This is a genomic window from Vibrio sp. 1CM7H, from assembly GCF_023161645.1.
GTDB lineage: Bacteria > Pseudomonadota > Gammaproteobacteria > Enterobacterales > Vibrionaceae > Vibrio > Vibrio diabolicus.
Genome location: NZ_JALNTV010000001.1, coordinates 1,340,247 through 1,352,367, shown reverse-complemented (window position 1 = coordinate 1,352,367; position 12,121 = coordinate 1,340,247). Strand labels below are relative to the sequence as shown.

Below are 12,121 nucleotides of genomic sequence, written 5' to 3'. Positions count from 1 at the left end.
TATTTTTGTTTATCCCGTCATTCAAGGTAGTAATTATGACAATTCACGTAAAAAACAACATCCACTGGGTAGGTCAACGCGATTGGGAAGTTCAAGATTTCCATGGTACAGAATACAAAATGACAAAAGGCACCAGTTACAACAGTTATCTAATTCGTGAAGAGAAAACCATACTGATCGATACGGTCGATCATCGATTCAGCCAGCAATTTATCCAGAACCTAGAAATGGAAATCGATCTTAAGACGATCGATTTTATCGTCGTGAACCATGCAGAGGAAGATCACTCGGGCGCATTGTCTGCATTGATGGAGAAGATTCCGAACACGCCAATTTACTGTACGGAAGCGGCGATTGATTCGATTGTTGGCCATCACCATCATCCCGAATGGAACTTTAAAACGGTAAAAACGGGTGACAGCATCGATATTGGTAACGGTAAGCAATTGGTGTTTGTGGAAGCGCCAATGCTGCATTGGCCAGACAGCATGATGACATACCTAACGGGTGATGCAGTGTTATTCAGTAACGACGCATTTGGTCAGCACTACTGCGATGAACGCTTATTCAATGATGAAGTGGATCAAAATGAGCTGATGGAACAGTGTCTGCGTTACTACTCAAACATCCTAACGCCATTCAGCAGCTTGGTAACCGCTAAAATCAAAGAAGTGTTGAGCTTTAATTTGCCTGTCGACATGATTGCAACTTCACACGGTATTGTATGGCGCGATAACCCAGTTCAAATCATCGAGCAATATTTGGAATGGGCGGATAACTACCAAGAAGATCGTATTACCATCTTCTACGATTCTATGTCGAACAATACCCGAATGATGGCAGATGCCATTGCGCAGGGCATTCACGATGTTGACCCTAGCGTGGCGGTCAAAGTCTTCAATGTCTCTAAACATGACAAAAATGAAATCCTCGCCAATGTGTTCCGCTCAAAAGGCATATTGGTTGGTTCATCTACCATGAATAACGTCATGATGCCGAAGATCGCAGGCATGCTAGAAGAAATTACCGGTCTGCGCTTTAAAGCGAAAAAAGCCGCTGCCTTTGGTAGCTACGGTTGGAATGGTGGTGCGGTAGACCGTATCCACGCACGGTTGACCGACGCGGGTTTTGAAACGGCAGTCAGCCTGAAAACTAAATGGCGACCAGATGGTAAAGCGATGCGTGAGTGTCGTGAACATGGCAAGAGCATCGCGAAACTGTGGGCGAAACATCCACTAACAAGTCCTGTTGCGGCTCCGATGATGGCTGCGTCTGCACCGCAAGTTCAATCACAGCCCGTTGTACAAGTAGAAACGCAAGCCGTGGTCGAAAGGGAGCTTATTAATCCAAGCTCAGAGGCACATCCATCAGATTGCCAATGCATGATTTGCACCGTTTGTAACTGGGTGTATGACCCTGCTCAGGGGGAGCCTAATCAAGGAATTGAACCGGGTACCACGTGGTCAGACGTTCCGGATTACTTCCTTTGCCCTGAGTGTCACTTGGGTAAAGATGTATTTGTTGAGTTCAAGGGTTAAGGAGCTGTGATGCAAGCACCAATTGTAATCATAGGCAGTGGCTTTGCTGCGTATCAACTGGTTAAAACTGTGCGTCGAATGGATGCACAGGTGTCAATTCAAGTATTCACCGCTGATGACGGTGCGGAGTATAACAAGCCCGATTTGAGCCATGTGTTCAGTAGAAAACAGACCGCGAGGGATCTGGTGGTAAAAACGGGAGAAGCGTTTGCTCAAGAGCATCATATCGAGTTATTAACCCACACTAAAATTGATAGTGTGGATACGCAAGCCCAACAAGTGGTAGCAGATGGACAAGTTTATGCGTACTCCAAACTGATTTTTGCAACGGGCGCGAAAGCCTTTGTTCCTCCAATGCGAGGTGATGCTTCTGGCGATGTCCTAACGCTCAATTCGTTACAAGAGTATCAGCTCGCAGAAGAGAGAATCAGTCAAGCAAGGCGCGTAATGGTTATCGGTGGTGGTTTGATTGGCGTTGAGATTGCAATGGATATTGCGAGCAGCGGTAAAGCCGTTACGGTGGTTGAATCAAACCAACGCTTGCTTGCCAATCTTATTCCTGAGTTTGTGGCGTTGCCTCTGGAAAGCCAACTTAAGCAGCAAGGCATTCAACTGGCGTTGGGAAATGGGGTTGTTGAGATGAATCGTACAGCCGATTCGTTGGTAGCGACTTTGAACTGCGGTGAAGTGATCGAGACTGATGTAGTGATTTCTGCTGCTGGCTTGCTTTCAAACACTCAATTAGCGAATGCTTGTGGATTAGAGGTTGGGAAAGGCATTGCTGTCGACGCTAAGCTGCAGACTTCTGCGAACAATGTATTCGCTCTGGGCGATTGCGCCGAGATACAAGGGCGCATGCTTCCATACCTTCAGCCAATCGTGTTGAGCGCTAATGTTTTAGGTAAGCAGTTGCTTGGGCAGGAAGCGCAATTGAAGTTGCCGCCAATGATGGTAAAAGTCAAAACGCCGAGTTACCCAATTCAGCTTGCCGGGGACTTCAGTGCTGTCGCGAATTGGAATGTGCAGATTTCTCAATCTGGCATCGTAGCAAAAGCTGAAAATGAACAAAGCATATTGACAGGGTTTGTTGTGACGGGCGAGCAAGTGGCTCAGGCTTTTCCGTTACTGCGTGAACTGTCTCAAGTCGCGCAATCGTAACTCGCTTCAAGCAGCACAATTTTATATTCAAAGAGGGGATAACCATGTCACATCTTCGTATTCCGAAAGACTGGACGGTTCAACGTTCGACGCCATTTTTTACCAAAGGCAGTGTGCCTCCTGCTCTTCTAACTCATCACAACACAGCCGAAGGCGTGTTTGGGCAGTTATGCGTAATGGAGGGGCAAGTCACCTATTATGGTTTTGCAGATGAATTCGCGACAGAGCCTGAAATGGTCGTCGTGATCAATGCAGGTCAGTTCGCGACAAGCCCGCCACAGTATTGGCATCGTATTGAAATGAGCGATGATGCACAGTTCAATATTAACTTTTGGTCGAATAAAGATAAAAGTGGACAAGCGATGTTCCACGCTAAGCAGCAAACCTTTCTAGACAATTTGATTATTGCGTGAATTTATCGGGAAAAGCGCATATTAAGTAAAAGAGCAGAGACGTTTCTCTGCTCTTTTTTGCTTGTTGGCAGTAACGACATGTGAACTTAATCAGCGATATTAACTGTAAGCCCGCGCCACACGACCTTCGCAATTCAAGGTGTATTGTTTTGCGTAAGCCGGAATGAAAACAGATTGGCCTTTATCTACTACACATGTTTCACCATTTGCGTGTGTAATCACGAGCGGGGAATCTAGCGGCAACAGGATTTCTGCGGTTCTTACAGCAAGCGTTCGTTGGTTGGCTTGTTTTACAATCGCGAATTTGAAATCGTCGACGGGAACTGGGTATTCCAATATGTCGTCGATTTCATTTGGTGCGAGCAATAGGCTGTCGAATGGTTTTTCTTCGAAGCGTGTGCATGCAACGAGTTCTTTTACATCCATATACTTCGGCGTTAAACCTGCGCGTAGTACGTTGTCTGAGTTCGCCATGATCTCAAGACCTGTACCTTTCAAGTAAGCGTGTGGCGTTTCTGCATCTAAGAACATGGCATCGCCCGGTTGTAGGGTAATCACATTGAGCATCAGTGGTGCAAATAAACCAATATCGCCAGGGTATTGCTTCTCTAAATCAAGAATCAGGTTGAACAGAGGTAAGTCGGTGATGCGAGCTTGAGCTAATAGCACCGTCAACGCCATCTCTTTCTGTTCGCCCTCTAGTGACAGTAGACCCGAGAAGAAGGTTGCTAAGCCCGTTGGCGTTTGGTTTGCGAGAAGGTCATCCACCAAGCCTTGTAGCTCAGGAATCGCCAGTTCAGAGAAGAAGCTGATGATTTCACTGGTTGGGCGGAAGCCATTCATCGCTTGGTATTCGGTTAGCGCGTAAACCAACTCAGGTTTGTGGTTTGGATCTTTGTAGTTACGGTTTGCAGCGGTTAGGGGAATGCCTTGTTTTTCTTCCAGTGCAAAGCCTAATTCTGCTTGTTGTTTGTTTGGGTGAACTTGAATCGACAGCGCTTTCTCAGCGGCAAGTACTTTAAATAGGTATGGAAGTTCACCAAAACGGTTTGCGACTTCTTCACTCAGAAAGGCATTCATGTCTTGAGCAATCAGTGAAGACAGTTTGGTCTCCTCACCGTTTACCATCACCAATGAGCAACCGTTTGGATGCGCGCCCATCCATACTTCTGCTTGTGGTTCGCCCGTTGGGTTTTCAATGCCAAACAGTTGGTTAACAGAAGTAGTACTTCCCCAAGCGTAGTTTTGAATCACGTTGTTCATCAGGAAAAACATCGGATGCTTAGCTTGAGTTTGAATCGTTTGTGTATCGGACATCGTTAAATCAGACATAGAGTGTCACCATGCGAGAAAATCATGGCTTGGGCGACATTGCCCAAGCCATAGGAGCCATTTGGGGGAGGGGGATTAAGCGGCTGCTTGCATCATTTTTGCTTTACGTACTTTCTTCAACGTTACACACGTTACTGCGGTAACCGTTGCGCCAGCTGCCATACAAATCAGAGCAAGGACTGGGTGGTTCATCGCGCCAAGTAGAGCGACAACTGGACCGCCGTGAGCAACGCTGTTGGTGATGCCGAATGAGAACGCCATTACTGCCGCCACCATTGATCCAAGTACGTTTGCAGGAATCACTGACATTGGATCTTGCGCTGCGAATGGAATAGCACCCTCAGAGATACCAACCAGACCCATTGCACCTGCGGCTTTACCCGCTTCGGTTTCTGATTCTTCGAACAGGTCGAACTTACGACCAAGCGCCGTTGCCAGTGCCATACCTAGAGGCGCAACTGGAATTGCACACGCCATCGCACCCATAAATTGAGTTTGACCGCTCGCAATCATGCCCACAGAGAATAGGAATGCGACCTTGTTGAATGGACCACCCATATCGAAGCCAGCCATACCTCCAAGTACGATACCCAGTAGAACGACGTTACCTGTACTCATGCTCGTTAGTAGCGCAGTCAGACCGTCCATTAGGCTTGCGATTGGCGCGCCGATAATGAAGATGAAAAGACCTGCGATGAACAACGAACCTGTGATTGGCGCAATCATGATTGGCACCAAAGGTTGAATAAACTTGTGGTAGTTAATCGACGTAATCCACCTCACGAAGTAACCCACAAGCAGGCCTGCGATGATGGCACCGATAAAGCCTGTACCTGCGTCTGCGCCGTAGAAAGAACCGTTGTTTGCAATCCAACCACCGATCAAGCCAGGAGTTAGAGCAGGGCGGTCAGCAATCGCGTAAGCAATGTAACCCGCTAGAATTGGGATCATCAGCGTAAAGGCAACCACACCGACGTTGAGGATTTGGTTCCACATGCTGCCTTCAGGGATGGCCATGCCGGCTTCACTTGGCTGACCGCCGATTGCAAGAGCAAGTGCAATCAACAGACCCCCCGTTACGACGAAGGGGATCATGTGTGATACGCCGTTCATCAAGTAGCGATATAAGTCAGAACGAGCTTGAGAAGCTTTGTCGGCAACCGATGCTTGCGTATTGCCATTGGACTCAGCTTGGTAGGTCGGTGCGTTTAACGCTTCGTTAATCAGACCTTGAGCATCGCGGATTGGGGCTTTTACGTTGGTTTTAACCACGCGTTTGCCCGCGAAGCGGTTCATGTCGACTTGTTTGTCACAGGCGACGATGATGGCATCTGCACGCTCGATTTCTTCTGCGGTTGGGCTGTTTTTCACACCGATTGAACCGTTCGTTTCAACCTTGATTTCGTAACCCATCGCCGCTGCACCTTTCTCTAGCGCTTCTGCTGCTAGGTAAGTGTGGGCAACGCCAGCAGGACAACCAGTAACACCAATGATGAAACCTTGGTTTGCTGGAGCATCTGTCACTGGTTGCGGTTCTTCTTTAGCAAGAAGGAGTGCCAGTGCGTCGTGGCTGTTTGTTGCGCCTAAGAACGCATCGATGAAACCATCTTCAATCAGTTTTGAAGACAGTTCTGCAAGTACTTCGATATGGTGGTTATCGCCACCGTCTGGAGAAGCTATCATGAAGAACAGTTTTGAAGGCAAGCCGTCTTCCGCGCCGTATTCGATACCTGATTTGCTTACGCCGATCACAACCGCTGGTTCAATCACAGCTGCGCTTTTCGCGTGTGGAATTGCCACGCCATCTTCAAATCCAGTATTTCCTAATTCTTCACGTGCTTTTATATCTGCAAGAAATTGTGTTTGGTCAGAAATACGACCTTGGGCATGAAGAACGGCAACCAGTTCTTTAAATACGTCTTCTTTTGAAGACGCTTTAAGATCAAGATTAATTAAGTCTTCATTTATTAGTTTGGTGATCATTGTCGAACCCCTATAAATATAATTTTTATTTCAGGGGTATTTTTAAATTACTGATGAAAAGACTGTAGTGAAGAAAAAATGCATTTACTGGAGGATTGTAACCGACTAACTATAGTGTGATTTAGATCGTTCACTGGACAAATCTAGCTGTATATCTGTGACATGATGGATAAGAAGCCAAACGATAAGTGAAATGTGGCTTTGCTCCCATTTGAAAAGGGATTGAGTGTTATTGATAGAGTTTTTGTTACTGGAAAATTGATGCGTTAACTGGATTTTTGTAACATAAAAATGGAAGTGTGATTTTGCTCAATAGCACAAAAGTCCAGTCCGGTGTATATCTATAGTAAATAGCATCATTGATGCATATATAGAGTGTGAAACAATGATTTTTCATGATTTAATTTCAGCGGTATTAAATGAAAGAGAGCCATTTCATAATATTTGGTTTGCAGGAGATTTTCATACGCCGCCTGAATTTAGCTATCAAGTTAATTTCCCTCGCCTAGAGTTGGTTCTGGATGGGGAATATATTAATGAAATGGAAAGTCATGATCGAAAAGTAACGCACATCGTTGCTAAAAAAGGCGACGCGATATTTATTCCACCCAACTGTTGGAATAAACCAGACTGGGATACCGATTGCTCAGTGTTAAGTATTTTGTTTGGGCGTCGACAACTTGGGTTAAGTTTGGTGAGCAAACGCAAAGGTGAGGCAAACTTTTACGATATTCAAAAGCATAGCATCCAAACACGCTCAGGATTTGCGATAGATAACATCTTAGAAGCGTTGAGCTCACTGGCTCGTGAGAATACTAAAAAACCAATGGATGAGCTTTTACTGCAAGCATTGCTGCAATACGCGAAGACGATGTTGGATGCGCCAGTCGAGCAGCAGTCACATAGCCGTGTGCAAGATCTCTATCAAGGGATCTGCATCTACATTCAAGAGAACTTCCATCGCCCAATCACGCGTGACAGCATTGCGTCGAGATTCAGTATTTCCTCGAACCATTTGTCGCGCTTGTTCCGTCAGCAGGGGCACATGACCTTGGCAGACTACATTACTTGGGTACGCGTGGATCGCGCGAAGTTTATGCTCAAGAAATACAACTTCAAACTCAATGACGTGTCAGTGCGCTGTGGATTTAAAGACGTGAACTATTTCTGCCGAGTATTTAAGAACCGTACAGGCAGAACGCCGACGGAATATCGTGGTTCGATTTAAGCCTTCAGTCAGAGAGCGTAAATCATAGAGAAGTTTAGGCAAGCAGCCTCGACATGGCGTACATCAGCAGCGCTTGTAAGTCGACGCTGCTTTTTGTTAGTAGTAGGCGTTCCGCCATTTGATCGGTAAGCAGATTTCGTGTGAGGTTAGTAGCCGCAATGATCTGATCTCGGGTCGGCCTTTCTGGCATCACCAGTGCTATAGCCAGATGAACATCACCCATCTTTGAAGCCCAATCCATCGACTTTTCATTTGCAATAACGGCAATGGAAATGTGGTCAACACCTGAAAACATCACATGTGGGAGAGCGATCCCCGGAGTCACGCAAGTTGATGAACGTTCTTCGCGTTTAATAAAAGCAAGAATCAGTTCGTCGGGATGAATGGGGTGGATCAGCTGAGCTAATCCTTTAAGGCATTCAAACTTGGTGAGCGCGGTATGCGCTTTGGCGTAGTGCCATTTGATTTCACAAGGTGGGCAAATTTGCGGTAAACGCTCGGCCAGTTGGCTAGAAAACTCATAGTTGATATGAGATCCCACCACCGTAAAGTGTTCAGCAATCATGTCTTTGATGACGAAGCAGGCCAACTCTGCGTCAATGCCAATCGCTGTGATTTGACACAAATCACCTTGTTGTAGACCTGCTTGCAAAATCGCCACGGACTTGGTGAGTTCCGCAACACGATTTTGCGTTACATTAATGATATGTAAGGTACTTTTGAACTTCTTTGCCACTCGATTGAGTGGCTGAGCAAGGTGCGCACTGGCATTTGCATTATCGACGAAAAAGGTGATTTGGTATTCGTTCATCTGCAAATTTAGTCGCGGCAGTGGACGAGGAATACTTTGTCGACGTTCAGCAAAACCTCTTCAATGGGGATTTGAATTTTGCGCGTCCCTTCGAATCGGCCAGGTTGTTCTATCTCAATATCTGACACAATCAAAACCCGATCCGCTTGAGCGATATCGTGAGGAGTGAGTTGATTTTCTATCCCCATCGCACCTTGCGTTTCTACTTTAATTTGCACGTTATGTTTTGGCGCAGCTTTCATTAGTGCATCTGCCGCCATATAAGTATGAGCGATGCCTGTAGGGCATGCTGTCACCGCTACGATTTTCATGTTCTATCCATTTTATTTTTTGTGGATATTAGCACAGCCACCGCAGATTGAATTGATTTGAGCTGGATTAACGCAAGAGCTCTATCACAGTTTGAATCTCATGTTACATTAATCCAGTTAATGCACTTTTAGTCCTATATATCAAAGGGTAGGCACTGGTTAATCTATGCCCAAATAAAATGAGTAGGAACGCATACGAGCCAGGGGATCCTGTATCTCAAACTCACTTGGGTATATATTCGAGCGTGAATATTGGAAGGTAAAACAATGGACATCACAAACCTAATTGAGCTAGAAACGATATGCTTAGATCTAAAAGCTCAAACCAAAGATGAAGCGCTCAAAGAGCTGGTCGATATGCTAGAGGCCGCCGGCAAGCTCAATAGTCAAAGCCAGTTCTTGGCAGATATCTGGAAACGAGAAGAGATCGGTAACACAGGATTTGATGATGGTATTGCGATCCCTCATGCCAAAAGTGATGCTGTAGCGAAACCGGCTGTCGCGGTCGGGATCAGCCGTAATGGGATTGATTATGGTGCCGAAGATGGCGAGCTGTCCGATGTGTTTTTTATGCTGGCGTCTCCAGATGGTGATGATCATCATCACATTGAAGTATTGGCACAAATTTCCACCAAAATTATCGAAGACGGCTTTGTTGAAAAGCTCAAACAGGCTCAATCGCGAGAAGAAGCGCTTGAGATGCTGACTGATATTCAAACCCAATCCAATGAATTTCTCCCGACTTCTTTAGAATTTGCATCAGAACCCCTTAGCCCTTGGGCGCAAAAACTTGGCCGCATTAAAGAGCACTTGCTGTTTGGCACATCCCACATGATCCCGTTTATCGTTGCGGGCGGTGTGTTGTTGTCGTTGTCGGTGATGATCTCTGGTCACGGTGGTGTACCACAAGAGGGCATTCTGGCCGATATTGCCCAAATGGGGATTGCTGGTCTGACATTGTTTACTGCCGTTCTTGGCGGTTACATTGCTTATTCCATTGCCGACAAGCCGGGCCTTGCGCCGGGTATGATTGGATCTTGGATTGCTGTCAGTCATTACAATACGGGTTTTTTAGGTGCGATTGTGGTCGGCTTTTTTGCTGGCTTTGTCGTTTGGCTATTAAAGAAAATTCAGCTACCAGACAGCATGAGTTCGCTTGGCTCGATTTTTATTTATCCGCTAGTCGGTACGTTTGTTACTTGCGGCGCGGTGATGTGGGTGATAGGTGCTCCGATAGCCAGCGCAATGACCACCATGAACGAGGTGCTGACGGGCATGGCGGGCTCAGGCAAAGTAATGCTCGGAACTGTGCTTGGGGCAATGACCGCGTTTGATATGGGCGGCCCAATCAACAAAGTGGCGACTTTGTTTGCTCAAACCCAAGTGAACACGCAACCATGGTTGATGGGCGGGGTCGGTATTGCGATTTGTACGCCGCCATTGGGTATGGCACTAGCCACGTTTTTGGCGCCGAGTAAATTCAAGCGAGATGAACGCGAAGCGGGGAAAGCCGCAGGTATTATGGGGATGATCGGTATTAGCGAAGGTGCGATTCCTTTTGCCGCTGGCGACCCTGCACGAGTATTACCCGCTATTGTGGCGGGGGGCATCGTCGGTAACGTGATTGGCTTTATGTTCCACGTAATGAACCATGCACCGTGGGGCGGTTGGATTGTTCTCCCGGTTGTGGATGGAAAAATTGGTTACATCATCGGCACGATTGCGGGCTCTGTTACCACGGCGTTGATCGTGATTGCACTAAAGAAAACCGTCACCGAAGATGAAAGCTACACAGGTCATTCTCAAGTATATGGTTCCGTTCAAGGCGAAGGTGACGCGGATGTTTTGGCGGTCACATCTTGTCCATCAGGTGTGGCGCATACGTTCTTAGCGGCTAAGTCATTGGAAAAAGCAGCGTGTGCACTCGGCATTAAGATTAAAGTCGAAACCCAAGGCGCGAATGGCGTCATCAACCGAATTACCGAGAAAGACGTCGAGAAAGCCAAGTTTGTGATTTTTGCTCACGATGTGGCGATTAAAGAACCGGAACGTTTTCGAAAAATCCAAGTCTTGGATGTCAGTACCAAGGATGCCATGTTGAACGCCACGGCTTTGTTGCAATCGCGCAGAGTGTCTTAGCATTTTACTTCTGATAAATGTCTTCTCGATGACCCTGATGAATGCTTTTGGTATTTACTCCAACATCGCGGTTCGCTTTTATTTGTGCCGCGAGTGAAGGATAAATTACGAGTAATGTTTTCAATTCTTTAGTAGCATGTTACAAAACATTTCAGTCAGGTGAACTAAGGGAAGCGTGCAATGGAAAAACAACGAGTAGCATTTATTGGTTTGGGTGTTATGGGTTACCCAATGGCGGGCTATTTGAGCAAAGCGGGATATGAAACCAAAGTATACAACCGCACCAAAGCCAAAGCTGATAAATGGGCTGCAGAATACAACGGCATTGCGTGTGAGACACCGCGAGAAGCGGCAGAAGGTTGCGATATCGTATTTACTTGTGTCGGTAATGACGATGACGTGCGTAGCGTTGTATACGGTGAAGAAGGGATTCTAGTCGGTCTAAAAGCAGGCGCGGTACTGGTTGATCACACCACGACTTCTGCTGATTTAGCCGTTGAATTGGCCGATGCTTGTACCAAATATGGCAATCACTTCATTGATGCTCCGGTATCTGGTGGTCAAGCAGGCGCAGAAAATGGTGTTCTAACCATCATGTGTGGTGGTGAACAAAGCATTTTTGATCGTGTTGCTCCAGTGATGGACGTATATGCGAAGCAAATGACACTTCTGGGTGAAAATGGCCAAGGTCAACGTTGTAAAATGGTAAACCAAATCTGTATTGGTGGTGTGCTTCAAGGCTTGAGCGAAGCGTTGTTACTTGCGCAGAAATCAGGTTTGGATATTGAACAAGTAGTTGAAACACTCAAGCACGGTGCTGCAGGGTCATGGCAAATGGAAAACCGCGCCAAGACGATGGCGGAAGATCAGTTTGATTTTGGCTTCGCGATTGATTGGATGCGCAAAGACTTAGGCTTCTGTCTGCAAGAAGCAGAGCGAGTGGGTCTGGAGCTCCCACTGACTAAGAAAGTGGATGAGCAATACGCAGACCTTCAACGCGATGGTTTAGGTCGCATGGATACATCTGTTCTGATTAAAGCCGTCGCTAAGAATCAGTAGTAGATAAACAGTTCTTTGGTATCAAAGAGCTTGAAGAAATTTAAGTTGATCATAATAGTTCCCCTTGAACATTAGTGTGTGACTAACGAACTTGAATGAGGAGGTGCTTTGGGGCACCTCCTTTTTTATGTCTTCTTATCACAGCATTT

Annotated in this window: 10 protein-coding genes; 6 read left to right on the top strand and 4 right to left on the bottom strand. The window is 46.4% G+C overall.

Annotated features, from left to right (window positions below):
* Positions 1-35: 35 nt before the first annotated feature.
* From norV to MSG33_RS05920, 3 genes are read left to right on the top strand one after another with little or no spacing between them, the layout of a single operon-like run.
* Complete coding sequence (gene norV / locus MSG33_RS05930) at positions 36-1,538, top strand: anaerobic nitric oxide reductase flavorubredoxin (RefSeq protein ID WP_248380224.1); 1,503 nt, start codon at positions 36-38, stop codon at positions 1,536-1,538.
* A 9-nt stretch (positions 1,539-1,547) separates the two neighbouring features.
* Positions 1,548-2,696, top strand: coding sequence for an NADH:flavorubredoxin reductase NorW (gene norW / locus MSG33_RS05925; protein WP_248380222.1), 1,149 nt, complete (start codon positions 1,548-1,550; stop codon positions 2,694-2,696).
* 44 nt (positions 2,697-2,740) lie between these two features.
* The gene (locus MSG33_RS05920) at positions 2,741-3,109 is read left to right on the top strand and encodes a DUF1971 domain-containing protein (RefSeq protein ID WP_248380220.1); all 369 of its coding nucleotides are present in this window, start codon (positions 2,741-2,743) and stop codon (positions 3,107-3,109) included.
* A gap of 99 nt (positions 3,110-3,208) precedes the next feature.
* Here the strand turns inward: MSG33_RS05920 and manA are convergent, their stop codons facing one another.
* Both manA and MSG33_RS05910 read right to left on the bottom strand, forming a co-directional pair.
* Positions 3,209-4,441 (bottom strand): mannose-6-phosphate isomerase, class I, encoded by a 1,233-nt coding sequence (gene manA, locus MSG33_RS05915; protein WP_248380218.1) that lies wholly within the window; start codon positions 4,439-4,441, stop codon positions 3,209-3,211.
* Positions 4,442-4,516: 75 nt separating this feature from the next.
* Entirely contained in the window at positions 4,517-6,424 is a 1,908-nt protein-coding gene (locus tag MSG33_RS05910; RefSeq protein WP_248380216.1) for a fructose-specific PTS transporter subunit EIIC, read from the bottom strand.
* Between the two features lie 385 nt (positions 6,425-6,809).
* Between MSG33_RS05910 and MSG33_RS05905 the strand changes: the two genes are divergently transcribed.
* Positions 6,810-7,652: an AraC family transcriptional regulator gene (locus MSG33_RS05905; protein WP_006742228.1), complete on the top strand. Its 843-nt coding sequence runs from the start codon at positions 6,810-6,812 to the stop codon at positions 7,650-7,652.
* A gap of 34 nt (positions 7,653-7,686) precedes the next feature.
* Here the strand turns inward: MSG33_RS05905 and MSG33_RS05900 are convergent, their stop codons facing one another.
* Positions 7,687-8,463 (bottom strand): PTS sugar transporter subunit IIA, encoded by a 777-nt coding sequence (locus tag MSG33_RS05900; protein WP_069498896.1) that lies wholly within the window; start codon positions 8,461-8,463, stop codon positions 7,687-7,689.
* 8 nt (positions 8,464-8,471) lie between these two features.
* Positions 8,472-8,774: a PTS fructose transporter subunit IIB gene (locus tag MSG33_RS05895; RefSeq protein ID WP_005463048.1), complete on the bottom strand. Its 303-nt coding sequence runs from the start codon at positions 8,772-8,774 to the stop codon at positions 8,472-8,474.
* Positions 8,775-9,041: 267 nt separating this feature from the next.
* Between MSG33_RS05895 and MSG33_RS05890 the strand changes: the two genes are divergently transcribed.
* Together MSG33_RS05890 and MSG33_RS05885 are read left to right on the top strand one after the other, a co-directional pair.
* Positions 9,042-10,913 carry a fructose-specific PTS transporter subunit EIIC gene (locus MSG33_RS05890; RefSeq protein WP_248380214.1) on the top strand — a complete coding sequence of 624 codons (1,872 nt, stop codon included), beginning with the start codon at positions 9,042-9,044 and terminating at the stop codon, positions 10,911-10,913.
* Positions 10,914-11,093: 180 nt separating this feature from the next.
* Entirely contained in the window at positions 11,094-11,972 is an 879-nt protein-coding gene (locus MSG33_RS05885; RefSeq protein ID WP_104970214.1) for an NAD(P)-dependent oxidoreductase, read from the top strand.
* Positions 11,973-12,121: the final 149 nt, after the last annotated feature.